The organism is Arthrobacter sp. PAMC 25486 (assembly GCF_000785535.1).
In the GTDB taxonomy this organism is placed as follows: Bacteria; Actinomycetota; Actinomycetes; order Actinomycetales; family Micrococcaceae; genus Specibacter.
This window is the reverse complement of sequence record NZ_CP007595.1, coordinates 3,203,944-3,228,871: the sequence shown is the minus strand read 5'-3', so window position 1 is coordinate 3,228,871 and position 24,928 is coordinate 3,203,944. Positions and strand designations below refer to the sequence as shown.

Annotated in this window: 23 protein-coding genes; 9 read left to right on the top strand and 14 right to left on the bottom strand. The window is 63.0% G+C overall.

What is annotated here, in order from left to right; all coding sequences use genetic code 11:
• Positions 1-8: 8 nt before the first annotated feature.
• The gene (locus tag art_RS14750) at positions 9-608 is read right to left on the bottom strand and encodes a TlpA disulfide reductase family protein (protein WP_038465981.1); all 600 of its coding nucleotides are present in this window, start codon (positions 606-608) and stop codon (positions 9-11) included.
• A gap of 97 nt (positions 609-705) precedes the next feature.
• Positions 706-1,368 (bottom strand): histidine phosphatase family protein, encoded by a 663-nt coding sequence (locus tag art_RS14745; RefSeq protein ID WP_038470381.1) that lies wholly within the window; start codon positions 1,366-1,368, stop codon positions 706-708.
• Positions 1,369-1,532: 164 nt separating this feature from the next.
• Between art_RS14745 and art_RS14740 the strand changes: the two genes are divergently transcribed.
• The 3 genes from art_RS14740 to art_RS14730 all read left to right on the top strand — a co-directional run bounded on the left by art_RS14740 (position 1,533) and on the right by art_RS14730 (position 3,802).
• Positions 1,533-2,090, top strand: coding sequence for a YceI family protein (locus art_RS14740; protein WP_038465978.1), 558 nt, complete (start codon positions 1,533-1,535; stop codon positions 2,088-2,090).
• Between the two features lie 180 nt (positions 2,091-2,270).
• A complete protein-coding gene (locus art_RS14735; RefSeq protein WP_157875282.1) occupies positions 2,271-2,963 on the top strand; it encodes a hypothetical protein in 693 nt (230 codons plus the stop codon).
• A gap of 158 nt (positions 2,964-3,121) precedes the next feature.
• The gene (locus tag art_RS14730) at positions 3,122-3,802 is read left to right on the top strand and encodes a hypothetical protein (RefSeq protein WP_038465973.1); all 681 of its coding nucleotides are present in this window, start codon (positions 3,122-3,124) and stop codon (positions 3,800-3,802) included.
• A gap of 27 nt (positions 3,803-3,829) precedes the next feature.
• Here art_RS14730 and art_RS14725 read toward each other — a convergent pair whose 3' ends face one another.
• Together art_RS14725 and art_RS14720 are read right to left on the bottom strand one after the other, a co-directional pair.
• Positions 3,830-4,528 (bottom strand): redox-sensing transcriptional repressor Rex, encoded by a 699-nt coding sequence (locus tag art_RS14725; protein ID WP_253901369.1) that lies wholly within the window; start codon positions 4,526-4,528, stop codon positions 3,830-3,832.
• A gap of 115 nt (positions 4,529-4,643) precedes the next feature.
• Positions 4,644-4,919 (bottom strand): glutaredoxin family protein, encoded by a 276-nt coding sequence (locus art_RS14720; RefSeq protein WP_038465970.1) that lies wholly within the window; start codon positions 4,917-4,919, stop codon positions 4,644-4,646.
• Between the two features lie 107 nt (positions 4,920-5,026).
• Between art_RS14720 and art_RS14715 the strand changes: the two genes are divergently transcribed.
• On the top strand, positions 5,027-5,839 hold the full coding sequence (locus art_RS14715; protein ID WP_038465967.1) for an HAD family phosphatase: 813 nt from the start codon (positions 5,027-5,029) through the stop codon (positions 5,837-5,839).
• Positions 5,840-5,947: 108 nt separating this feature from the next.
• On the opposite strand, the gene art_RS21765 is transcribed toward art_RS14715, so the two are convergent.
• The 9 genes from art_RS21765 to art_RS14675 all read right to left on the bottom strand — a co-directional run bounded on the left by art_RS21765 (position 5,948) and on the right by art_RS14675 (position 15,590).
• Complete coding sequence (locus tag art_RS21765; RefSeq protein ID WP_074712200.1) at positions 5,948-6,046, bottom strand: AURKAIP1/COX24 domain-containing protein; 99 nt, start codon at positions 6,044-6,046, stop codon at positions 5,948-5,950.
• A 114-nt stretch (positions 6,047-6,160) separates the two neighbouring features.
• Positions 6,161-6,397: a helix-turn-helix domain-containing protein gene (locus art_RS14710; RefSeq protein ID WP_038465965.1), complete on the bottom strand. Its 237-nt coding sequence runs from the start codon at positions 6,395-6,397 to the stop codon at positions 6,161-6,163.
• Positions 6,398-6,506: 109 nt separating this feature from the next.
• Positions 6,507-7,652: a 3-deoxy-7-phosphoheptulonate synthase gene (locus art_RS14705; RefSeq protein ID WP_038465962.1), complete on the bottom strand. Its 1,146-nt coding sequence runs from the start codon at positions 7,650-7,652 to the stop codon at positions 6,507-6,509.
• Positions 7,653-7,852: 200 nt separating this feature from the next.
• The gene (locus tag art_RS14700) at positions 7,853-8,863 is read right to left on the bottom strand and encodes an acetylxylan esterase (RefSeq protein WP_038465959.1); all 1,011 of its coding nucleotides are present in this window, start codon (positions 8,861-8,863) and stop codon (positions 7,853-7,855) included.
• Between the two features lie 178 nt (positions 8,864-9,041).
• Positions 9,042-10,301 (bottom strand): FAD-binding oxidoreductase, encoded by a 1,260-nt coding sequence (locus art_RS14695; RefSeq protein WP_038465957.1) that lies wholly within the window; start codon positions 10,299-10,301, stop codon positions 9,042-9,044.
• Between the two features lie 180 nt (positions 10,302-10,481).
• The gene (locus art_RS14690) at positions 10,482-11,969 is read right to left on the bottom strand and encodes a rhamnulokinase family protein (protein WP_038465955.1); all 1,488 of its coding nucleotides are present in this window, start codon (positions 11,967-11,969) and stop codon (positions 10,482-10,484) included.
• Positions 11,966-14,047 (bottom strand): bifunctional rhamnulose-1-phosphate aldolase/short-chain dehydrogenase, encoded by a 2,082-nt coding sequence (locus art_RS14685; RefSeq protein ID WP_052136981.1) that lies wholly within the window; start codon positions 14,045-14,047, stop codon positions 11,966-11,968. The genes art_RS14690 and art_RS14685 overlap by 4 nt, the downstream gene beginning before the upstream one ends.
• Before the next feature lie 20 nt (positions 14,048-14,067).
• Positions 14,068-15,234, bottom strand: a complete 1,167-nt coding sequence (gene rhaI / locus art_RS14680) for an L-rhamnose isomerase (protein ID WP_038465952.1) — start codon at positions 15,232-15,234, stop codon at positions 14,068-14,070.
• Entirely contained in the window at positions 15,231-15,590 is a 360-nt protein-coding gene (locus tag art_RS14675; protein ID WP_038465950.1) for an L-rhamnose mutarotase, read from the bottom strand. The genes rhaI and art_RS14675 overlap by 4 nt, the downstream gene beginning before the upstream one ends.
• Positions 15,591-15,716: 126 nt before the next feature.
• Here art_RS14675 and art_RS14670 point away from each other — a divergent pair, with 126 nt between their 5' ends.
• Positions 15,717-16,736 carry a LacI family DNA-binding transcriptional regulator gene (locus tag art_RS14670; RefSeq protein WP_038465947.1) on the top strand — a complete coding sequence of 340 codons (1,020 nt, stop codon included), beginning with the start codon at positions 15,717-15,719 and terminating at the stop codon, positions 16,734-16,736.
• A gap of 760 nt (positions 16,737-17,496) precedes the next feature.
• Here the strand turns inward: art_RS14670 and art_RS14665 are convergent.
• Positions 17,497-18,597, bottom strand: a complete 1,101-nt coding sequence (locus art_RS14665) for a LacI family DNA-binding transcriptional regulator (RefSeq protein ID WP_367643786.1) — start codon at positions 18,595-18,597, stop codon at positions 17,497-17,499.
• Positions 18,598-18,707: 110 nt separating this feature from the next.
• Between art_RS14665 and art_RS14655 the strand changes: the two genes are divergently transcribed.
• The 4 genes from art_RS14655 to art_RS22700 all read left to right on the top strand — a co-directional run bounded on the left by art_RS14655 (position 18,708) and on the right by art_RS22700 (position 24,691).
• The gene (locus tag art_RS14655) at positions 18,708-21,947 is read left to right on the top strand and encodes a family 78 glycoside hydrolase catalytic domain (protein WP_052136598.1); all 3,240 of its coding nucleotides are present in this window, start codon (positions 18,708-18,710) and stop codon (positions 21,945-21,947) included.
• 4 nt (positions 21,948-21,951) lie between these two features.
• Positions 21,952-23,394 carry an MFS transporter gene (locus art_RS14650; RefSeq protein WP_157875281.1) on the top strand — a complete coding sequence of 481 codons (1,443 nt, stop codon included), beginning with the start codon at positions 21,952-21,954 and terminating at the stop codon, positions 23,392-23,394.
• Positions 23,395-23,644: 250 nt separating this feature from the next.
• Positions 23,645-23,848, top strand: a complete 204-nt coding sequence (locus tag art_RS22705; RefSeq protein ID WP_216699543.1) for a hypothetical protein — start codon at positions 23,645-23,647, stop codon at positions 23,846-23,848.
• 15 nt (positions 23,849-23,863) lie between these two features.
• Positions 23,864-24,691 (top strand): IS1634 family transposase, encoded by an 828-nt coding sequence (locus art_RS22700; RefSeq protein ID WP_216699542.1) that lies wholly within the window; start codon positions 23,864-23,866, stop codon positions 24,689-24,691.
• The last annotated feature ends 237 nt before the right edge of the window (positions 24,692-24,928 follow it).

Here is a 24,928-nt window from a genome sequence, read left to right as displayed (position 1 = left end):
CGGGGCCGCTAGCTCTCAGCCAGGACGGAAGTGATGAGCGCCTTCAGGGTGCCCTTCTCGGCCACACCCATGATGCGGGCGCTGACCCGGCCCTGCTTGTCCAGCACCAGCGTGGTGGGGACGGACGACGGCGGTACGAACTTGGTCATGGCCAGCAGCACGCCGCCGTCCTTGTCCACGACGCTCGGGTAGCTAAGCTCAAAGGTGCGTTCAAATGCCTCGGCCGTGGCCTTTTCGTCGCGCACATTGACGCCCAGGAATTCAACGCCGTCTGCCTTGAAATCGGTGTAGAGAGCCTGCAGGTCAGGCGCCTCGATCCGGCAGGGTGCACACGCCGCGTACCAGAAGTTCAGGACGGCGACGTTACCAAGATAGTCCTTGGCGTCCACCGTGCTGCCGTCGAACAAGGTCCCGTTGAAGGCCACGGGGTCCTTGCGCTCGGTGGAGGCAAACTCATGCACCGTGCCGTCACCGGCAATGTAGTTCTTGTTGTCACCGGCATTCGCCTGCTTGGCCAGGGGGTCTTCGCTGGTGCAGGCGGCCAGGGCCATGGTCAATGCAGCTCCGCCGGCGGCAAAAAGGGCCCTACGGCTCATCAAAGAGGTCACGACGCAAGTCTTTCATTTCACGGTTAAGCCAGTGCGTAGCCGCAGATTTGGCATTTTGCTCTACAGTACGTCGAAAAGCTGACTGTCAGCTGTGTGCTTAGGCGCCGGGGGTGGTCGCAGCGCCGGGCAACAGGGCCGCCGCGGGTTCGCTATAGACCACATCCACAACGTCGTCGCCGTCGAACGTCAAGGACGTCAGAGACGCCAGCGTGCACTCGCGGTTGCGGGGGTCGTGCCACAGCCGCTTGCCCTCGGCGCTGCGGCGCGTGGACCAGATGGGCAGCTGGTGGCTGACCATGATGGCTTGGGCGCCGTCGCCGCCAATGTCAAAGGCACGACGGCGGGCATCGCGTGCCGCCTCAAGCATGCGGTCCGCCTGGGCTGAGTAAGCTTCCCCCCAAGAGGGCCGGAACGGGTTCACGAAGTAAGGCCAGTGCTTGGGTTTCCCCAGCTCAGACTTGCTCATGACCAGGCCCTCAAAGTGGTTCCCGGCCTCGATGATGCGGGGGTCCGTCACAATGTCCAGGCCGAGCGCCTCGGCTGTGGGCTGCGCCGTTTCCTGGGCGCGGGTGAGAGGTGAGGCAACCAGGTAAACCGGTGCGCCGCCGTCGTTCTTCAGGGCAGCAAAATGCTCGGCAACCATGACCGCCATGGCACGGCCGCGCTCGGACAGGTGAAACTCGGGGAGCCGGCCGTAGAGGACGCCATCGGGGTTAAAAACCTCGCCGTGGCGCAAAAGGTGCACTGTTACTCGGGACATGCCACCCAGTTTCTCAAAGTTGTGGTTCAAGGGGTTAATCCGGCTCTGGCGAAAGTTTTTCCCACCACGGGAATATTAGATGCAAACGCATGCTTATATCTCGTGAAGGGTCACCACAACGGCGATCCCGCCATTGTGTATAGAACAAATTCAAGGAGCTCCTCATGTCAGTTACCACCATTGAAGCAACCGGTCTCACCCAGGGCACCTGGAACCTCGACACCTCACACAGCACGGTTGGCTTCGTTGTCCGCCACGCCGGCATCTCCAAGGTCCGCGGCCAGTTCACCGAAGTTGAAGGCGCCCTGACCTTGGGTGAAACCCTCGCCGAGACTTCCGTGACCGCCACCATCCAGGCCGCCAGCTTCAGCACGGGCGACGCAGGCCGCGACGGCCACGTCAAGAGCGCCGACTTCTTCGACGTCGAGGTTTTCCCCACCCTGACGTTCGTTTCCTCCGCAGTCTCCGGCGACGAGGAGAACTTTGAACTGACCGGCGAGCTGACCATCCGCGGCATCTCCAAGACCGTCACCTTCAAGGGCGAGTTCAACGGCGTTGCCGTTGACCCGTTCGGCGCCACCCGCGCAGGCTTCGAAGCCAAGACCGTGATCAGCCGCAAGGAATTCGGCCTGACCTGGAACGCAGCCTTGGAAGCCGGCGGCGTGCTGGTCTCCGACAAGGTCACCATCACCCTTGACGTTGCTTTTGTGAAGGCCGCCTAGCCTTCGCATTGCACCGGGCGCAATTCGCCCTCGGCTTGATCTAACCTGGTTTATTTTGCCCCGGCTTTAAGAGGGCTTTAATGCCGGTCCGCTACTATGGTGGACCGGCATTTGCCATCTCCGGGCGTTTCAATACGGTCTTTCTATGCAAGGCACAATTCGACGACTAGGGTTCAAATCATGAGCACACCGAATGAGATTCCAGATCCCGCACAGGGTGGCGGCCAGCCGAGCAGCCAACCCCCTCCCGGCTATGGTTCACAGCCGGATCCCAACGCAGGTCCGTACCAGCAGCCGGTCGGGCAACCGCCGTATCAAGGCCAGCCTCAGCAGCCTTATCAAGGGCAACCTCCATACCAGGGTCAGTCTCCATACCAGCAGCCCGGCGGGCAGCCTCCCGCCGGGGACTTTAAGTTTGAAATGCCCAAGGACATGCCTCGCTCGATCCAGGACGTCATGCCGGTAGGCGGCCTGTCAGGGATCTTCCGCACTGACGGACTGCCGCAGCTGCTGAAGATCTCCTACATCATGTGGCTGGTAACGGCCGCCATTTGGCTGTTCTTCACGTTCTTCAGTTTCATTGGGTCGCTGTTCGGGTTGGCCTCCCGCTATTTCCGTGGCGAGGCCGTGTGGGGGCTGGTCGCCTCGATCATTTCCGTGGCCTTGATTGCCGCCATAGTGGTGTGTGCCTTGAAGTTGAAGGAAGGCAAGCAGTGGGCCCGGATGGCACTGTCGGCCATCGTTGTGGTGGGTTTCATTTTGATGGCCTCCGGCTCCAACGGCGGCAGCCTGCTGGGTGTGGTGGCCGCCGTATTGATGTGGCTGCCGGAATCCACGGCATGGCTGAATGCGCGGGCAAAGGGACTGAGCTGATAGTTTCACTGCGTTCCATCAGGAAGTAGTCGGGTAGGTCGCGTAGGGTTTATAACAAACCCGACGCGGCCTACTCAAGTTAAGTCCTGCGTTCGGCGCATCAGCCAGGCCTGCACCAACGGCCCGGCCCCTCGGCAGACAGTGAAAGAGCAGCGATCATGAGCACCCCCGGTGAAGAGCCTCAAGACCGTCCCACTTCCCGCCCGGGAAGCTACGGGGAGATTGCCCCTGGTGTCCCCCGCTACGGCGAGTACGCACCCGCAGGCTGGGAGCCGCCTCAGGACATCAAAGACGCCCAACAGGCCAACACACAGCTGTCTGCAGCCCCGTCCTATCCCGGCTTCAACGGCGGGCGGCCCGGCACGCCTGCAGCCAGCCTAGCTCCCCCGGCCAAGGTTCTGCTTGCCTCAAAGCTCATTATTGCCGCAGGCATCATGCAGGCCATCTCCGTCATTGCCCTGCTCGTGGTGCTCCTCGTGCCCGCGATCAAGGCATCGGTCATTGATGTTTTACAGAACGCCTTTGCTGCAACTCCGGAGCTGACGGCTTTGTACTCCGACAGCACCACGGTCAACACGGCGCTGTTCCTGGCCTTCATCCTCAGCCTTGCCATGACGGGAACATACTTTTGGTTGGCGAGGGCCGTCCGCAAGGGTGCCGGCTGGGCGCGGACCACGTCCCTGGTGCTGGCCATCGTGTCGCTGCTGTTCCTGTTCCCGCCCAACCCGCTGACAGCGATTCAGGTGCTGTTGGGAATCGTTGCCGTGTTCCTGTTATACCGCTCTCCCGCAACGGAATTCTTCCAGGCGCACAAGGCGCACAAAAGCCAGCAACGCTAGACACGGTCCTGTCTGCCGGGAGCAGGCTCAGGCGCTGGGCCGGTCCTGTTCCAGGCGCGGGTCCTGCAGGCGTTGGGCGTGGTAGGCCAGGATCTGCAGTTCGGTGGCCATGTCCACCTTGCGCAGGTTGACGTGCTCCGGCACGCTCAGGGCCACGGGGGCAAAGCTGAGGATGCTGTGCACCCCGGCCGCCACGACTCTGTCGCACACAGATTGTGCGACACCCGCCGGCAACGCCAGGACCACCATGTTGGCCCGGGTGGAGGCAAGTACTGTTTCCAGGTTGGCCACGTCGCTCACGCGCAACCAACCAATTTCGCTGCCGATGACCATCTGGTCGGCGTCCAGCAGCGCCACCACGTCGAAGCCGCGCGATTCAAAGCCTGCATAGCGGGCCAGTGCCCGGCCAAGGTTGCCGGCACCCACAATCGCCACGCGCCATTCGTGGGTCAGCCCCAGCGCCTGGGCAATTTGCCGGCTCAGATTGGCCACGTCGTACCCCACGCCGCGCGTTCCATAGGAGCCCAGGTACGACAGGTCCTTGCGCACATTGGCGGATCCCACACCGGCTGATTCCGCGAGCGCATCGGAGGACACGTTTTCCACACCTTCGGCCAGCAGCGCGTTGAGTGTGCGCAGGTAGAGGGTCAGTCGCGACACCGTGGCAGGCGGCAGCTGCCGGGTCTGCCCGGCCGGCTGCTCCTCCGGTGTCTGCGTTGGGATCAAAACGTCACTCCAAATTCTCAAATTTAGGCCACATCCTGCCGCTCAACACGTGCATGCAAGCGGCGCGCAGGCTTGGTTCAACTGTAGGACCTGCCCCGGCCACAGCCAAAAGGGACTATCCCCCGGCCAGGGCCCGCCGCAAAACACCCTCCAGCCGGACCGGGTCGATGTGCCAAAAGTCGCGTTGAATCCCGTCCACCACGACCACCGGAATTTCCTCACCGTAGCGGGCCGTAAGTCCCTCGTCGCCGTCGATGCGTCGTTCGGTCCACGGCAGGCCCAGTTCGGCTGCAACGCCGCTGACAACACTGCGGGCGTCGTCACACAGGTGGCAGCCTTCCTTGGTGATCAGTTCCAGTAGCGGGATCCGGGCATCGGCAGAGGTTTCCATGGATACAACGGTACTCAATGCCGGCGGTGTACCGGCACCAATGAAACTTTGCCCACAGTTAATCAGCCAGGCAGGCACATGCGGGAAGGATTGACTAGACTCGTTCCATGCCCGACGTGACTATCAACAGTGCCGAGGCCGCCTCGACCGCTGTGCAGCACCAGGGCGAGGCCGCTTTCTTTGACGTGGACAACACGTTGATGAAGGGTGCCAGCCTGTTCCATGTGGCACGAAAAATGTACCAAAAACGCGCCTTCACCCTGCAGGACGTTGCAGGGTTCGCCTGGAAGCAGGCAAAATTCATCCTGCGCGGGGAAAACATGAACGACGTTCATTCAGTCCAGGATTCGGCCCAGAAACTTGCCGCCGGCATCAGCGCCGAATTCATCCACCAGCTGGGTGAAGAGGTCTACGACGAGATGATCGTCTCCAAGATCTGGCCCGGCACGCGCGCCCTGACCGAGGAGCACCTGAAGTCTGGCCGGCAGGTGTGGCTGGTGACGGCCACCCCCGTTGAGGTTGCTGCAGTCATTGCCACGCGCCTGAACCTGACCGGCGCCCTGGGCACTGTGGCTGAAATTGACGACGGCGTCTACACCGGCCGCCTGGTCGGCGAGATCCTGCACGGCCCGGCCAAGGGACGCGCGGTGGAGGAACTGGCCGAAAAGGAAAGCCTGGACCTCACCCGGTGCTGGGCGTACAGCGACTCCTACAACGACATCCCCCTGCTGAGCGCCGTGGGCAACCCGGTGGCCATCAACCCCGACGCCAAGTTGCGCAAGCACGCCCGCGAGAACAACTGGCCCATCTACGACTACCGCTCCGGCCGCCGCGCAGCCACCCTGGGGCTCAAGGCAGCCACGGGCGTAGGCGTGGTGTACGGCTTGTGGAAGGGCATCGCGATGGTCCGCAAGCGCTAACCACGTGCGCACTGGACGGACAGCGCAAACCCGGCCATCCGCCGTCGGGCATAAAAAACACCCGCACACCACAAGGGTGAACGGGCGCTTTTTGAAGAATAAGAAGATTTACTTCTTGTTGCGACGCTGGTGACGCGTCTTGCGAAGCTGCTTACGGTGCTTCTTCTTGGACATCCGCTTGCGGCGCTTCTTAACTACTGAACCCATGAAAGTTCCTCACAAACTGCATAGAACAACCTCGGATGAGGCCGTAAACGATTAGGTCGACCGATCGCAGGAATCGGTCAAAGCCGAAAATGGATCTTTCCTAGGGTACCGCCTTTACCCTGTATGCGCCGAACCGGAGGGTCCATGCGTCCCTGTGCCATCCACCACGGCCGAGCGCAGGTAGCTTTCGACGGCGTTGGCGGGGACCCGATATGACCGGCCGAAACGCACTGCGGGCAGCTCGCCGGCATGCACCATGCGGTAGACGGTCATTTTTGACACGCGCATGAGCTCGGCAACTTCCTGCACGGTCAGGAAGTTCACGTTGGAGAAATTTTGCTCCTGTGTCATGGCTGTCTCGGTCTCCATTTTCGTTGGGAAGGGCCGGCATCGGCGCACGGCACCTTCTGCTCCTAGGCCTACTCTAGGTGCAGAAGGGGCTTATGTGAAAGGTGTGCCGTTAGTGTGAAGTGGCCGCGGTGCGGCGGGCGCGGGAGCTGCGGGCGAGGTTCGCCAGGACATCGGCGGTCACGTCCCAGTCCATGCAGGCATCGGTGACGGACTGGCCATACGTCAGTTCAGCCCCGCCGGCAGCAACCTTTTCAACATCGAGGTTCTGGGCGCCGCCCACCAGGAAGCTCTCCAGCATGACGCCGGCGATGGTGTGTGCCGAGGCGTCGCCGGATTCCAGCTGCGCACCGATTTCCAGCGCAACCTCGGCCTGGCGGTGGTGGCTCTTGCCCGAATTGGCATGGCTGGCGTCAACGATGAGGCGCGGGTTGACGCTGGCGGCGGCGGCCTTTTCGGACGCCTCCGCCACATCCGCAGCCTTGTAGTTGGGGCCCTTGCGGCCGCCGCGCAGGATCACGTGAGTGTCCTGGTTCCCGGCGGTGCTCACGAGCGAGGCACGGCCGTCGCCGTCGATCCCCAGGAACGACTGCGGAGCGCTGGCCGCGTTGCACGCATCGAGCGCCACCTGCAGGTCACCGTCGGTGCCGTTCTTGAAACCGATCGGCATGGACAGGCCCGAGCTGAGCTGGCGGTGGATCTGACTTTCGGTGGTTCGGGCACCGATGGCACCCCACGTGATCAGGTCGGCCGTGTACTGGGGGCTGATCGGTTCCAGGAATTCGGTACCGGTGGGCATGCCCAGCTCAGCAACCTGCAGCAGGAATTTGCGCGCCATTTCCAGGCCCTTGGCAACGTCGTGGCTGCCGTCCAGGTGGGGATCGTTGATCAGGCCCTTCCAGCCCACTGTGGTGCGCGGCTTTTCGAAGTACGCGCGCATCACGATCAGCAGGTCTTCTTCGTGAGCCTTGGCGGTTTCGGCCAGCCGGCGGGCGTATTCCAGCCCGGCTGCGGGATCGTGGATGGAGCACGGACCCACCACCACGAGCAGCCTGTCATCGAGGCCGTCCATGATGGCGCGGACCTGGTCACGGCCGCGTTCGACGACGTTGCTTGTCTTTGCATCCAGCGGCAGCTTCTCCGCCAGCTGGGCCGGTGACGGCAGTTCGGTGAACTGGCTGACCCGCAAGTTTGCTGTTGAGCTTGCCTGCACTGTTTCGTTTACCGGGTTGGTTTCGGTGGCTGCGGTAATGCTCATGGGGATGGTTTCCTTTTGCGGGCTGGCAGCGAGCCCCCTCTTCGGAGCCCGCCTGGAAATGGCGAAGGACAGAGAATGAATTCTCTGTCCTGTTGGCTCTGAAGGTGATTGGATGCGTGTCAGTTAGACGCGGGCCCCTCCAGAGCCAACGAAAAATACGCATACCAACGGTTTGTCATCCCAACACCATAACCCCGAAATTATCCGGCCAGCAAATCGGCCACGTAATGCAGCTGCTTGATCCATTGGTGTTCCTGGCCGCCTTCGTGGTTGTTAAAGCGGTAGTACTCAATGTCCTTGGCCGGCTGTTCTGCCGCGGCGGCACCGTAGGCGTTGAAGGAGCCGTACACGGTTGAGGGCGGGCAGATGTCGTCCTGCCCGGCGGCTGAATACAACGCCGGGGCGGTGCAGCGGCGGGCGAGGTGGACGCCGTCGTAATAGTTGAGCACCTCAAGGATGGGCTCGTAGTCGTGGCGGTGGCGTTTGAGGAAGGCGGCAATTTCCGGGTAGGGGCCGCGCGCGGCGATGTCGATGGAGCGGGGGAAGTCCTGCAGGAACGGAACGTCGGGCATGACGGCGATGACGCCGTTGAGCCTGCCTGCGGCGAGCCCCGCGGCGGCGATGGTCAGGCCTCCGCCCTGGCTGATGCCGGTGAGAATGATCTGGTGTTCGTCGACTTCGCTGTGGGTCTGGGCGGCCTCGATGGCGCGGAAGGCGTCAACGTAGGCGCGGCGGTAGTAGTAGTCCTCGCGGCGCCCGATGCCGCGGGTCATGAGGCCTGGGTGGGCCACGTCGCCGGCGGAGGCGTGCGGGTCGGCGGTGTCGCCGAGGAGCCCGCCGTAGCCCTGTCCGCGGGTGTCCATGATGAAATGTGCGTAGCCGGCCTGCGCCCAGGCGGTGTCCTGCTGGACCAGGCCGCGGCCGCCGGAATAGCCGATGTACTGGACGACGACGGGCAGCTTTTGGCCCGGAGTGCGGTTGGCGGGCAGGTGCAGCCAGCCCTTGATTCTCGCGCCGCCGAAACCATTGAAGGACACGTCGAAGCTGTCGATGACGCTCAGCAGGTTGTCCACCGGTGAGAAGCTGACGCCCAGGGCGAATTCGCGGGCCTCGGCGATGGTGGCATCCCAGAATTCGTCAAAGTCCGTGGGCTCTTCAAGTGCTGATTCGTAGCTGCGCAGTTGCTCCGGGGGCAGGTCGAAAAGCGGCAAGGTCAGGTTCCGTTCAGTCAGGCCCGAGGCACGCGGGCACCCGGGCGCACAATTGTTTTTTCGAACATCCTACGTCCTTGCCGGGTAGGGGACTCGACTGAGCCACACCATTCCTGCCTAGGGGTGGTTCAGAAACTCACCACAAGGGGGAAAGATGCGGTTGCGCGCAGCTGGAGCGTTACCGCAGCGGGTTGAAGTGGCGGATGCTGGCGGGCGGGGTGTTTCCCGTAATCCCGGCAGCGACCATTTTTCCGGTGAGCGGGCCCAGTGCGATGCCCCACATGCCGTGCCCGCCGGCCACGTGGACGCGCGGCGAGCGGGTGGCACCCACCAGCGGGAAACCATCAGTGGTGCAGGGCCGAGACCCCACCCATTCCTCGGCACGGTCCTCCCAGTTGATGCCCGTAAACATGGGCGAAGCGGCATCCACGATGGCCTTGATGCGCCGCGGATCCAGGGGCGCGTCGACGTTACGGAACTCCATCATGCCGGCAACCCTGAACCGGTCCCCGAGCGGCGTGCAGGCCACGCGCTGCGCCGGGAAATAGATGGGGTGGCTGGGCATTTCGTCCGGGACAACCGTGAAGCTGTAGCCGCGTCCGGCCTGGACCACGCGATTGACCCCGAACTTGCGGGCCAGGGCTCCCAGCCAGGCACCGGTCGCAAGCACGACGGCGTCGGCCTGCAACGAGCGCCCTTCCGAACCAATCACGTCCACGCCGCTGCCCGTGTCGCGGACATCGGTCACGTTGAAGGCATTGACCAGGGTGGCACCGCGGGCAACCACTGTTTCGGCCAGCGACTTCATGAAGGCGGGCGGATTGATGAACTGCTGGTTGCGGATCTCAATGCCGGCAACCACACCGGCACCCAGGGTGGGTTCCAGTGCACGGATTTCTTCGCCAGAGATGAGCGTGAAATCCACCTGCCCGCCGGTTTCGCGGATGACATGGAATTCCTTGACCAGGGCGTCCCGGTCCTTGATGGAGGCGAAGCCGGTCAGGAACGGATCGGCCGGGTGGGCGGCCTGCGCCATGGGCGGGGTTCCCGCCGCCAGTTCGTCAAAAGCGTCGATTCCGGTGCGGCCAATTTCGGCAAAGACCGCCATTGCTGCCCGCCATTTTCCCGGTGTGCAGTTGCGGGCAAAGCCCAGCAGGAACTTCAGCAGTGACGGATCGGTTGAAACGGGGATGTAGAGCGGGGATGCCGGGTCGAACATGGCCTTGAATCCGGTCGTCAGCACGGACGGTTCGCTCAGCGGCAGCGTCAGCGCAGGCGTGAGCCAGCCCGCATTGCCCCAGGAAGCGCCCGAAGCCACACCTCCCCGGTCAACGACAGTGACCTTGATCCCGTGTTCCTGCAAATACCAGGCGGTGGACAATCCGATGATTCCTGCACCAACAACCACTACATGCTCAGGCGCCTTTGCACTGACCACGGTTCACACTCCTCGCGCGAAAAGCCGGCTCGCTGCCGGCGCTATTCCCAACATAATCTTGTTTGCACATTCCCCCAAACTGCAGGCCCCTGTATTTAAACAACCAACCCGCAGAATACGGCGAAAATTCACGGTTTCGGCGTGTATTTCGTCGTTTTCTGCGGGTCACTGCGGATGGGCTCAGGACTGCGGAACGTACCTGGTTCCGGGGTGGCTGGTGGCGACGATCGCCCGCAAATCCGGCAGCGCGGTGGGCGCCGCCCCTGCCGCCCGTGCCTGGATCAGGACGTTGCCGAGCGCCGTGGCCTCCACGGGTCCGGCCACGACGGGCAGGCCCGTTGCGTTGGCCGTGAGCTGGCACAGCAGCTCGTTTTGGGATCCGCCGCCCACAATGTGGATGACGTCCACAGGCTTACCTGAGAGCCGGCCCGCCTGACGGACAGTCGTCGCGTAGGATGCGGCGAGACTGTCCAGAATGCAACGCACGACGGCGGCTGGCCGGGTTTCCAGTGTCACTCCCGTTGCGTTGACGGCGGCCCTGATGCGTTCGGGCATGTTTCCGGGGGCGATGAAGTCCGCGGAATCCACGTCGATCAGCGGACCACCGGCCGGTTCGGCAGCCGCGGCAGCCAGCAGCCCCGGGAGGGGCGGCGCAAGTGCTGCGGGCGCGGATGCCGGGGACCCGGCGTCGTGCGTTTCCTGTTCCCACGCCCGGATCGACTCGCTGAGCAGCCACAGGCCGCCTACGTTGCGCAGGTAGCGGGTGGTGCCGTCCACGCCGCGCTCGTTGGTGAAATTCGCCGTCCGGCTGGCCTCCGTCAGGACCGGAGCATCCAGCTCCACGCCCACCAGCGACCAGGTGCCGGAGGAAATGTAGGCAAATTTGGGGCCCCTCGCGGGGACGGCTGCCACTGCGGATGCGGTGTCGTGCGAGCCGACGGCCACCACCTGGGTGGCTGCCGGCAACCCGGTTCGCGCGGCAACCGCAGGCAGCAGCGTGCCGATGGTTTCCCCCGGTTCAATGAGCGGCGGGAAGAGCTCGACCGGCAGGTCCAGGGCGGCCAGGAATTCGGTGGCCCACTCCCCCGCCACGGCGTCGTACAGGCCCGTGGTGGAGGCATTCGTGGACTCGGTGCGGCGGCTGCCGGTGAGCTTGAAGGCGATGAGGTCGGGGATCAGCAGGGCCTGGTGTCCGGCCAAGCCCGGCGCCTGTTCAGCAGCCAACTGGAAGATCGTGTTGAACGGCAGGTGCTGCAGGCCCGTGGTTTCATACAACCGTTCCGGGCCGATGCGTTCGTGCACGCCGGCCACTGCCCGGGGGCCTCGGCCGTCGCGGTAGCTGAAGGGCGGCCCGGCCAGCTCGCCGGCGGCATCAACGAGGCCATAGTCAACGGCCCAGGTGTCGATGCCGATGCTGGCGATCACCCCACCAACGGCCGCCGCGTGGTCGGCGGCGGCCCGCAGACCGGTGAGCACTTCGGCGAACAGTGCATCGAAGTCCCAGTGCAAGGCACCAACACGGTCCACCACGCCATTCGGAAAGCGGTGCACCACGTGCAGTTCGGCCGCGCCTCCCCCGACGCCGCCGACGATGACGCGCCCGGAGGACGCGCCAATGTCGACGGCGGTAAACAGTGCCGCACCAGGTACGGCAGGAGCAGCTGTCATCGCAGGAAGGCCGCTGCCACGCCGGCGTCGACGGGGATGTGCAGGCCCGTGGTGTGCGACAGCTCGGCGGAGGTGAGCACGGCGGCGGCGTTGGCCACGTTCTCCGGCAGCACCTCGCGCTTGAGCAGTGTGCGCTGGGCGTAGTATTCGCCCAGCTTTTCCTCATCCACGCCGTACACGGCAGCGCGCTTGGCACCCCAGCCGCCGGCGAAGATGCCGGAGCCGCGGACCACGCCGTCGGGGTTGATGCCGTTCACGCGGACGCCGTATTCGCCCAGTTCGGCGGCGAGCAGGCGCACCTGATGGGCCTGGTCCGCCTTCGTGGCAGAGTACGCGATGTTGTTGGGGCCGGCAAACACGGAGTTCTTGGAGGAGATGTAGATGATGTCCCCGCCCATGTCCTGTTCGATGAGCACCTTTGCAGCGGCCTTTGACACGAGGAACGAGCCCTTGGCCATGACGTCGTGCTGCAGGTCCCAGTCTTTCTCGGTGGTTTCCAGCAGCGGCTTGGAGATGGACAGCCCGGCGTTGTTCACCACCAAATCCAGTCCGCCGAATGCCAGCACGGCTGCGTCAACGGCGGCACGCACAGCAGATTCGTCGGTGACGTCAGCCTGGATGCCAATGGCCACGTCTGGCCCACCCAGTTCCAGGGCGACGGCCTGGGCCGCCTCCAAGTTCAGGTCGGCAATCACAATGCAGGCACCTTCGGCGGCCAGCCGGGTGGCGATGGCCTTGCCAATGCCCGACGCCGCACCGGTCACCAAAGCGATGCGGGTGGCGTGGGATTTGGGCTTGGGCATACGGGCCAGCTTGGCCTCTTCCAACGCCCAGTATTCGATGCGGAACTTCTCCGCCTCGTCGATGGGTGCGTAGGTGGAGAGCGCCTCGGCGCCGCGCATGACGTTGATGGCGTTGAGGTAGAACTCCCCGGCAACCCGTGCGGTCTGCTTGTTCGCGCCGTAGGAGAACATGCCAACGCCCGGCACCAGCACAATGGCCGGGTCAGCGCCGCGCATGGCCGGGGAATCCTCAACCGCATTGCGCTCATAGTAGGCCGCGTAGTCCGTGCGGTATTCGGCGTGAAGCTCCTTCAGGCGTGCAATGGAGTCTTCGATCGAGGCATCTGCCGGCAGATCCAGGACGAGCGGGGTGACCTTGGTGCGCAGGAAGTGGTCAGGGCAGCTGGTGCCCAGGGCTCCCAGGCGCGGATGTTCGGCCGAGGCGAGGAAGTCCAGCACGGCGGCGTCGTCGTTGAAGTGGCCAACGGCGGCCTTGTCCGTGGAGGCGAGTCCGCGGATCGTCGGGGCCAGGGCTGCTGCCTTGGCGCGGCGCTCCCCCTCGGACAGGGCGCCGTAGCCGGGCAGTGCCGCACCGAACGGATCCTTGCAGGAGTTGGCGTTGATGTAGGCCTCGGCCGTTTCAATGATCCACAGCGAATTGGCTTCCGCCTCTTCGCTGGTGGCGCCCCAGGCGGTGATGCCGTGGCCGCCGAGGATGGTGCCGACCGCGCCGGGGTTGTTGTCCTTGATCGCGGCAATGTCCAGGCCCAGCTGGAAGCCGGGGCGGCGCCACGGCACCCAGGCAACCTTGTTGCCGAAGATCTTGCCGGTCAGTTCCTCGCCGTCGGCCGCCGTGGCGATGGCGATGCCGGAGTCCGGGTGCAGGTGGTCAACGTGGGCGGCGTCGATGAAGCCGTGCATGGCAGTGTCGATCGACGGCGCCGCACCGCCCTTGCCGTGCAGGCAATAGTCAAAGGCGGCGACCATTTCATCTTCACGCTCAACGCCCGGGTAGGTGTTGACCAGGGCGCGCATGCGGTCCAGGCGCAGCACGGCCAGGCCTGATTCCTCAAGGGTGCCGAGGTCCCCGCCGGAGCCCTTGACCCACAGCAGTTCCACGTCTTCCCCGGTCACCGGGTCCTTGGCGGTGCCCTTCGCGGAGGTGTTGCCGCCAGCGTAGTTGGTGTTGCGCTTGTCCGCACCCAACCGGTTGGAGCGGGAGATCAACTCAGCCACTGTGTCGGTGCCGGCCTGCGCGGTGGCGGGTGCCGCCGTCGTGCTTGGTGTATCAGTCATGTTGCTTTGCTCGCTCATGGTTATGCGCCCCATCCGGCCTGGGTTCCGCCCACGCGCTCGTCATTGATTTGCTTCTGGTAGCCGCTCGCGGCAAAGGCGGCCAGTGGGTCCGCGGGCAGGCCGCGGGATTCGCGCCATTCGGCGAGGACCGGGCGGACGTCGGTGTAGAAGGCGTTGGAGAAGATGTCGTTCGCGCCGAGGACGTCGCCGGCGTTTTGCGCTTCGGTGAGGGCTGCGCGGTCCACGAGGAGGGCACGGGCCGTCATTTCCTGCACGTTCAGCACGGAGCGGATCTGGCCGGGGATCTTCTCTTCCAGGTTGTGGCACTGGTCGAGCATGAGGGCCACGCCGGAGTCGGCGCCGAGGCCGTCGCCGCGGATGACCTCGTACATGATGCGGAACAGCTGGTACGGATCTGCCGCACCAACGATCAGGTCATCGTCGGCGTAGAAGCGCGAGTTGAAGTCGAAGGAACCGAGCTTGCCCAGGCGCAGCAGCTGGGCCACGATGAACTCAATGTTGGTGCCGGGGGCGTGGTGGCCGGTGTCGAGGCAGACCAGCGCCTTCTCGCCGAGGGCGAGGGTCTGGGCGTAGGAGGTGCCCCAGTCCGGGACGTCCATGTGGTAGAAAGCCGGCTCGAAGAACTTGTATTCCAGGACCATGCGCTGGTTCTCGTCGAGGCGGGCGTAGATCTCCTGCAGCGACTCGGCGAGGCGGTCCTGGCGGCCGCGCATGTCGCCCTGGCCGGGGTAGTTGGTGCCGTCGGCGAGCCAGATCTTCAGGTCGCGGGAGCCGGTGGCGTCCATGACATCGATGCACTCAAAGTGGTGGTCGATTGCCTGGCGGCGGACAGCTGCGTCCACGTGGGTCAGGGAGCCGAACTTGTAGATGTCGTCCTGGAAGGTGTTGGAGTTGATGGTGCCCAGGCCGACGCCGTGCTCTGCGGCGTAAGCGTTCAGCGCGTCATAGTCCTCTACCTTGTCCCACGGGATGTGCAGTGAGACCAACGGTGCCAGGCCCGTTAGCTTGTGCACCTGCGCGGCATCGGCGATCTTTTCGTGCACCGTGCGGGGCGTGCCGGGTGTGCCAAACACCTTGAAGCGGGTGCCGGAGTTGCCGTAAGCCCACGAAGGGACCTCAATGGCCAGGTCGTCCAAGCGGCCCAGGGCCGCTGCCATGTCATTCATTTTGCGCATCCTTCGTTGTTGTTGCTGGCAGCAGCCAACTGTTCTTCAAGACTGAAAACTTCGTCGAGGACAATGAATCTTTCGTCGGGGTTGGATTCCGACGGCGTGAAGAGCTTGGCCATTTCGGCCTGCCACCTGCCGTTGACTTCTGTCAACGCCATGCGGGCCCTTGCCGCGTCGAGGTCGTTGCACTCAACAATGCCGATCAGGAGCCCGTCCTCGCCCAGGTGCAGTGTGTAGTCATTCCAGCCGGCAGCCTTGAGTGCCCGGAGCATCTCGGGCCACACTTTTGCGTGGGCTTCCTTGTAGGCCTGGAGGCGGCTGGGGTCCACCGCGGACCGAAAACAAACGCGCATTGCAGAACCTCATCTTTGAAACGATTCATTATTACGTTTCAACGTACACTTGATAGCAAATCAATGTCAACCGATGCCCACCATTGTGACGGCTGCAATCGGCTGGCACCACAGTGGAGGGGTTTCATGCGGGCTGCAAGCATCAAGGACGTTGCCAACCATGCAGGCGTGGCCGTGGGCACGGTGTCAAATGTCCTGAACTATCCGGAACGGGTTGCCTCAAAAACACGGGACCGGGTCCAGACGTCCATTGCCGAACTGGGTTTTGTCCGCAATGACGTGGCCCGCCAGCTAAGGGCCGGGCACAGCCGCACTATTGGCCTGGTGGTCCTGGACATTGGCAACCCATTCTTTTCTTCCGTTGCACGCGCAGCAGAAGACGCCGCGGCGGAAGGAGGCAGCGCCGTCGTCCTTGGAAACAGCGGCCACGACGCCAGGCGGGAGTTGCACTACATCGATCTCTTTGAGGAGCAGCGGGTCCAAGGTGTGCTCATTTCCCCGGTCACAGAGAACTCCAAGCGCCTGGCAGCGCTCACAGCACGCGGGACCAAGGTCGTCCTCGTGGACAGCCCGTCAAGTGAGGGTGAATTCAGCTCCGTGTCTGTCGATGACGTCTCTGGCGGCTATATGGCAACAAAACACTTGCTGGATATCGGCCGGCGCAAGATTGCCTTCGTCGCGGGACCTCAGCAGTTTCACCAGGTAACGGATCGGCTCTCGGGTGCCATGCGCGCGGTGACGGAAGTTCCCGGCGCCACACTGGAGGTTCTGCAGGCAGCAGACCTGACGGTTCTGGCCGGTCGCGGCATTGGAGACTCCCTCGTAGAACGAGAGCGCAGCCTCTTGCCCGACGGGCTGTTTTGCGCCAATGACCTGCTCGCACTGGGCGTCATGCAGTCATTGACGGTGTTGCACACCTTGCGGATCCCGCAGGATGTGGCCCTGGTTGGCTACGACGACATCGATTTCGCCGCCTCTGCGGTGGTGCCACTGAGCTCCATCCGACAGCCTACTGCGCTCATTGGCAGGACCGCAGTGGAACTCCTCACAGAGCAACTAGGTGACCCAAGCGCTCCACCGCGCTCCATAGTTTTCAAGCCGGAATTGGTCATCAGGGAAAGCACCGCAGGCAACACGGGCAGATAGCTCCACGAGAAAGTTCATGTGTGGTCTCGGACCAAGACTCATCAACATCCCGGCCCACCTCGTCCCCAGTGCCCGGCGAATACGCCTCCACCTGCCAGAAGCCTGGAAGAACCTCTTCAAAGCCATCCACGCACCCACATAGAGGGCGTAGAAGCCGGCTACCCAGCCGATCTCCGGCGCAACCGCAGGAACCCCAAATGCGGAACACCACCGGGAGCAAGTCCGACCACACCGCCGGTGACGACCACGAGCACTGGCCAGATGATGCCCAGCGCCGCACCGCTTCATCGATGTCTTCGTCACCTGGTTTGACGACGTTGACACACCCCAAGAGCGAAAGCACGCGTTGGCGCACCTCATCGATGGTCAGGCGGGGAACTTTGACGTCCCAGGCGACCTGGCCCGGGCTGCGACACCTGTCGGCCAGGGCAGTAACTGCGGCCGCGCCTGGTTCAAGGGTTCCCGCGATGGATCTTCTGTGGAGTGTGTCGATCGCTTCAACCGACTGTTCAGATCGTCCTTCCGAAAGCCACTTCGCGCCAGCCCGCGTAATCGAATACCTGGTTCCAAACTGTCTGATCTTCCTTGCCATTCTTAGCAAGGTCTTCGGGTAAACCCACACGACCCATAAAGCACCAAGCTCTATTCAATCGACTTCTACGAATGATCGAAGGGCGAACACTTCAGCCGCACATTTTGATATGAGGTACCCCTTCATTCGTTTGGCATAGAGCACAGGGGACATGGCGATGAGGAAGGCCTACCCCTGCGGTCTGGTGCTTTCGCGCACGACCAGTTCTGGCAGGAACTGATGACGGGCGTGCACGTGGCCCGACGCGGGATCGGACTCCTCCTGCAACAGTCGCAATGCTTCTCGTGCAATGAGTTCCAGTGGCTGCCGAATAGTGGATAAGGGCACCATAGTCGATTCGGCAAAATCAATGTCGTCATAGCCAATTAAGGCAATGTCTTCTGGAACCCGAATATCCGGAGCCATGATGAGCGACTGCAAAATACCCACCGCCAACAAGTCATTGGCTGCGAAAACGGCGTCGGGTCTGGAGTCTGCTGGCAGAGCCGCAATCTTGTCTCCGACCGCACGCCCTTCGGCCACCGTCAGGTCGCGAGTCTCCATCAAGGAAAGTGAGACTCCATCATTTTCCTGGGCCGCACGGCTCACTCCGGTGAGACGTTCGGCAACCTGGGATATTGGTCCACCGGCAAAAACTACACGACGGCGCCCCGTCGCTATCAAGTGCGCCATGGCCATGTGACCACCGGCCGCTCCGTCAAGGGTGACAGAGCAGAAGTGCTTCGGATCTGCTGAGCTGTCAAACAGGACCACAGGCATGCCTCGGGAGCTCAGCCGCGTCAGCCGCGCGGTCTCGCCCTCGAGCGGCGCGATGAGCATGCCCCGGACGCGTTGTTCTTCAAAGAGGTCAATGTACCGGCCTTCGCGTTCCGGGTTTTGGTCGCTCGAGCCGATGATGACGGTGTGCCCGCTCCGTTCAGCTTCTTCTTCTAGGGCGTGGGCCAGATCGGAGAAAAAAGGGTTGGAAATATTGAGCACCACCAGCCCTATGGTGGTGCCACCCCCCATCCGGAGTTGGCGGGCGAGGTCGTTGCGAACGAAGCCCAACTCTTCCATGGACTGCAAGACGTTAGACAAGTTGCGTTTCGTCACCCCGTCAGGATGGTTAAGAACGTTGGAGACGGTGCCAACCGACACCCCCGCATGGGCCGCGACGTCGCGAATTCCAATTTTACCGTTCTTCATCTCAACCTTCGATAGTGATCCCCAGCTGTCACGTTTCTCGACATTGTACTTGCCAGTACCTAAACGGGCCAGAAAAGTGTTCATACGGTTCAACGGGAAACTGTGATGCCACAGCTAGTGCTTTTGTGTGCCTGCTACGACTAGAATAGCAAAAAATATGAAACGTTCCACAGCTGCCATGAAAGGTTTTACCGATGCCGTCGGAAGCCAAAAAAATTTCCCCCCTTGCTTACGCTGACACAATCTCGCCGGCACCCACCAAACTTCGGATCGACGACCGTTTTGCCACTGTCGACATCCCGGGTATTGCACTGCCGCTGGCCACCACACCGCATCCCCGAATATCCTGGGTTGTCCCGCTCGTGAGGCCCGGCCAGGAACAAGCGGCTTATCAAATTAACGTCTCCCGCGACTCTGACCCTCGTGTGCACGGTGATGTGTGGAGCTCCGGCATCATCTCTTCCACCAGCAACTCCGACATTCCTTGGGGTGGCAGGCCCTTGCAATCTTTCGAACGGGTACGCCTTTCGGTGCGGGTCACCGATGAGCACGGACAGCTGTCTCTCTGGAGCGAACCCGTCGTGGTGGAGACGGGCCCGCTCCAGGCCGAAGCCTGGGCGGCTGACTGGATCACGTTCCCCACCACCCACGCCGCCTGCACGGACTTTCACCTACCGCCGGGTCAGAAAGTTCGCCGGGCCGTGCTGCATCTTGCCGGCCACGGTGTCGCTGTCGCGGCCCTAGATGGGAACCGTATTAACGCTGACGCAAGGGACTTTTGCGACACCTCGCTGAAACGTTCCACTGCGCGGGCCTACGATGTCACTTCTGCTCTGACAGAGCACACCACGCATCGACTGTCCATCGTCGCCACGTTGGGCCACTATCGCATTGTTCTGGAACAGCCTCGGGTACTCGTGGAGCTGGTAGTCGATCTGGAGGATGGCACCGTGTTCCGCGTGGGGTCCTCAAATGAGTGGCACCACGCCCCAACCTCGCTCGTCGCTGACCAGCCATTCTACGTGGAAGACCACGACGCTCGTCGCACCGACGATTGGCTGCACCAGCACCATTCCCTGGAACAGTTGCCGCATGTAGACGCTCTTGATGCGAGCTCCGTACCAGCGTCTGCAACTACGGTGACACCGGAAGCAGGACCGCCCATTCGGATCGTGCGTAGTCTCAAGGCCCAGGAGCTGCCAACGGTCGATGGCATGCGCGTCTATGACGTCGGAGAGAATATTTCAGGCCGCATGGCAGCCTTGGTGCGCGGCGTCACTGCGGGTGTGCGCGTAGAAGTTATTCATGGCGAGAAATTGAACACTCGCGGTGTCGTTGACACCACGAACATCAGGCTTCCCGATGATGTTGAACGCGAGCGCCAGGTTTTGGCATGGACGTGTGCTGGGGCCGCTGCTGGCGACGTTGAAACCATCACACCCTGGTTTGCCTCCTACGGTTTCCGATATGTGGGTATCCGGGGGCTCCCCCTCGACGCCGAGGTGAGCGTAACGGCCGGCGTCCTCCATTCCGACGTCGAACGTACCGGGCAGCTCCGCACGAACGTTGCGCAAATTGACTCCCTCGTGGACATGGCGGCCCGTAGCCAGCTGAACAACTCCGTGGGTTTCCCTTCTGACTGCCCCACCAGGGAACAGTCGGGGTGGACCGGTGACGCCGCCATTTCCGCCGAGGCTGCCCTGTCTCATTTGGGGCTGGAAGGCATGTACCGAAATTGGCTGGTCGATGTGGCGCTGGATGCCATGCCCAATGGCGCCGTGCGTGGTGTTGCCCCGCATCTGCTCGGCGAGAAGCTGGTACAGCCGGGCGATCCCGTATGGGGAGCTGCTTTGGTGGAGATCCCCTGGCAGCTGTGGTGGGCCACCGGCAATCTTTCAACCATCATTGAGATCCTTCCGGCCATGCGCACCTGGGCGGATTGGCAGGTAGGCACGCTTGAAGACGGTGTGGTTCGGCACTCCGACATTAGCTACGGCGCCGACTGGTTGGCCTTCGAGCAGACACCGCCAGTGCTTTTGCAGACGGCCGCCGTTGCCACCTCGCTGCGACAGTTGGCGGACCTTGAGGGAGCGCTGGGTATGTATACCGAGGAGGCCCGCCGGCGCGAACAAGCGGCCTCTGTCATCGCTGCGGCCCGGAATTTTATGCGTGATCCCTCCAACGGTCAGTGGGCAAACGATTCACAAGCTTCGTCGGCCTTGGCCGTCAGCAGCGGACTTGCCCCTGCCGCGGATCACGTATTTCTGGCCGATCGCATCCAGCGTGACGTCGCTACCCGCGGCAACCGGCTGGCAAGCGGCTTCTCCGGCACGCAGGCCGTGGTGCGCACCTTGGCCGCCGCCGACGGAGGTACCGCTCTCCTTGATGCAGTGCTGCAGGATGAACAGCCAGGTATTGGCTCAATGCTCGTGGACGGACCGGGAACGTTCTGGGAAACGTGGTGGATCGACAATCAAAACGTGGGTGTGGCCTCACTGGATCACGTGGCTCTCGGCGCCCCCTTCGCAGCATGGGCCTGGTCCCATGTGGCGGGGCTCAGGGCGCTGGAACCCGGTTTCAGACGGTTCGCCATTGCGCCTCGCCTCGCCGACCTGGTCACCGAGGCTAGCTTCGAACGCGACACCGTCCGCGGATGTATCGCAGCCGCCTGGTCCTACACGGCAGCTGATCGCACCTTCCGCTGCACGCTCACCGTCCCCGTAGGCAGCATGTGTGAGTTGCATGTTCCCAACGGCGAAACTCTAGAGTTTGGTTCCGGGACGCACACTTTTGAGCGTACCGACGTCGTCATGCCTGAGCGCAGCAAGGCAGCGCCAAGGGACGTCCCCGCCGCACCTCCAGGCGGACGATGGCTCTCGGACGGTGTCGAAAGTTCTTGGCAGGAAAGTCCGACGGCTGAGCGCGCACCTGCTGGCGAGGTCACGGCCGAGGCCCTGCTTCTGCGCACCCTTGACACCGACGTGATTTGCGCACCGGTCTACCACGAACCCATCGCCGCCCCCACCTTGGAAATCACCATTCCCCGCTTTCACCCCGACGTAGCACGCTGGATCACCATGGATCAGAGTGCGCCCCTGGACCTGAGTGCGGCCCGCTTTGTCTTCGCGCATTTCGACGTCGACGGTCCGGGTCTGGCCGGGCGCGCGTTACGACCCCTGCTCCGATTGACGTCCACTAACGGCACCTTTATCTGCGCCGAAGCCCGTCCGCTTCCCATCGCGTGGAATCGGGTAGCCATTGACGTGGACCATTGGCCGGGCCGGGCCAGCGTTACCGCAATCGAGGTCGGCATCCAGTGGTCCGACAACCACGACTGGGGCCGCGGACCCTACGTGGAGCTGCCCAGCAGCTCCGAACCGTTCACCTTCACTGTGGGACGAGTGGGGTGGAGTAGTGCCCCGCGAACGTTCTAGAGACTTGGCTTCGCTACGTCCGGACATTTTGGCAGCGAGCGATTCTCGCCATGCACGGCGGGCCGTCATCATCGCCTCCATCACGCAGCTTGTGGTGGTCTTGGATGGCGCCGTACTCCTGATTGCGCTGCCTCTCCTAGCGCAGGATTTGGGGGTTGGGGTTGCCAGTTTGCCATGGGTGGCCAATGCTTACGCCCTGACCATGGCGGGGACGTTGCTGCTGGGCGGGCGGATTGCCGATCTCTTCGGCGCTGTTGCCTGCTTGCGCCTTGGCCTAGCACTCTTTGCCGTTGCCAGCCTGGGCGCCGGCCTGGCCCCAACGTTTGAAATCCTAATTTTGTTTAGATTGTTCCAGGGCCTCGCGGCTGCTCTACTGTCCCCGGCCAGCCTAGCCCTGATAACCAATTCCACTTCCGTGGGCGTGGACCGCGAACGTGCCATTGCCACGTGGGCCGTGACCGCCACCATTGGAGGAACGTTGGGCGCGCTCTTGGGCGGCGCGGTGACCCAGCTTATCGATTGGCGGTGGACGCTCCTTATTAACGTCTTCCTCGCCCCAGCATTGATCCTCATGACCAAGGGAATCACTCTGGGCCGAGCAGTGGAGGGCGGCCGGCCGAAGCGCAGGCACTACGACTTTCCCGGCGCGGCTCTGCTACTCGTATTCGTTGGCTTCATCATGCTTTCCGTTACGCTGTCCGTGGATGGCAGGATCAGGGGCTGGGCTGTGGTTGTTGCCGTTGCGGCGCTGGCAGCCTTCGTGGCCGTTGAACGCCGCAGTGCGTACCCTATTTTGCCGCTGTCGGTGATGCGCTCCCCGCGTGTGACTTTGACCAACGGGGCGGCCTTCCTGCTCATGGCAGGCCTGGCAGCTTCGGGTTTTTATACGTCCTTGTACGCCCAGCTGGTGTCCGGTCTCAGCCCTATTGTGACGGCCCTGGCACTGTTGCCCTCGGCGGTGGCCAGCGCCGTGGTAGCGAAACTGGTGCCGAGGCTGATCTGCCGCTTTGGGGAACGGGCGCTGCGCGCCAGCGCCCCCTTATTGGCCGCGTTTGCCTCACTTTTGTTGGCTGTCGCAGCGTTCTTCCAGCTGCCGTTTGCGGCCTTGATTCCGTTGCTCATCCTGCAGTCCATCGGTGCCAGCATTGCCGTGGTTACCCTAACCTCGGCGTCCACGCGCTCGCTCCCGGCCCGAAGCGCCGGCCTCGCGGGCGGGCTGATCACCACTGCCGGTCAGGTCGGCTCGTCCATTGGTCTCGCAGTGCTGGTGGGCCTGGCCGCACTGGTCGCAGGATCAGGCTCAGATTCCCACGAGACGGGGAGCATCGCAGTGCAGATGGCGGTGGCTCTGGCCGCCGGGGCTGTGTCCACCGTGACGGCAGGCTTGCTGGCCCAGCAAATTCCGCCCGGTAATGACACCGAACCTCGAATGGTGGCCCTCCCCTGAGGGCTGCCCTGTAGAGGTTGTCCTAGTCGCGGAGAGAGCTTCGCGCTTCCCCTCGAAGGGGTGACACGAAGCTCTTTCTCGGCCGGGTATAATTCTCCCGCGTCCTTATCTTCACTGCCGGCAACCCTAGCGGGAGTTTCCGACTTGTTTCCCTTTTGAGGGCCCCGACAGAAAATAATCCGCGTAGGTTGCAGCGTGTCGGGGCTTTCATTTCACCAGAATATGTATGACCTAAAGTAGGCGGTATGGTATGGCTTTGTATAAGAAGATGGTCAACGGACACCCGTATTGGTACCTGCGTGAGATGGCGCGGGTCGACGGGAAGCCGAAGATGGTGTCCGAACGGTACCTGGGCGGTGCGAAGGACATTGAAAAGCTGCTCGACGCAAAGGAATCCGTCTCTGTCCAGGAGAAGACCCGACACCTGGGCTTCGGTGATAGTGCCGCGGTCTGAGGAGTTCTGCAACGTTTGGATGTTGCTGGGATCATCGATTCGGTGGTGGGGCCCCAACGCAAGGACGCCGGCACCTCGACGGGCACCTACCTGACATTGGCGGCGTTGAACCGGGTCGTGGCACCCACCTCCAAGTTGGGCTTCGCCGATTGGTGGAAAACCACGGCGGCGGGCCGTTTCACCAAGATCCCGGCCTCCGCGCTGGATCACCGACGGTTCTGGGACGCGATGCACAAGGTGCCCTTGGAACAGTTGGTGATGATTGAGGAACGCATTGCGGTCGCGATGGTTGCCGAGTTCAACCTGGATATTTCAGCGCTGGCGTTGGATATGACGAACTTCGCGACCTACATTGATTCAGCCAATGAGGCGGCACCGATTGCCCAGCGTGGGAAGGCCAAGCAGAAACGCGCCGATCTGCGCCTGATCGGGCTGGGCCTGGTGATGACCCGGGACGGCGGGATCCCGTTACTCGCCCACGCCTACCCGGGTAACAAGCCCGACGTCACCCAATTCCCACTCATGATCGACGTGCTCGGGGCCCGGCACCGCAAACTCGCCGAAACGGCAGGGACCACCACATCGCCGGAGGTGACGGTGGTCTTTGATGCCGGACAGAACTCGGCCTCGAACTTCTCCCGCGTCACCGACACCGATCTGGCCTTCGTCGGCTCCATCCCGCCCTCCCAAGTCGCGAACCTGCTCAAACTCCCGGCCAGGGACCGGACAATCGTCGATAGGGAACGGTCTGGCGGGCTCAGCGCCACTGGAACGCGCAGGGTTTTTTACGGCACCGAGCGGCGGGTGATCCTGACCCACTCGCCGACCCTGCATGAAAAGTAGGTCGCAGGGTTCGCCCAAACCCTGGCCAAGGCCCAAGCAAAGGTCGCCGAGCTTGCCGAGACCTTAGCGCACGGGAAGACCCGCCGCACCACCAGCCAGCTCACCGACCACATTGGCTCAATCACCGCCGATTCCTGGCTTCGCCGGGTCCTGGTCTGCGAGCTGACAGGTGATACCTCGGCCACCCATCGCCTCACCGTGACCATCAACGAAACCGCGTACCGGGAACTCTAAGAC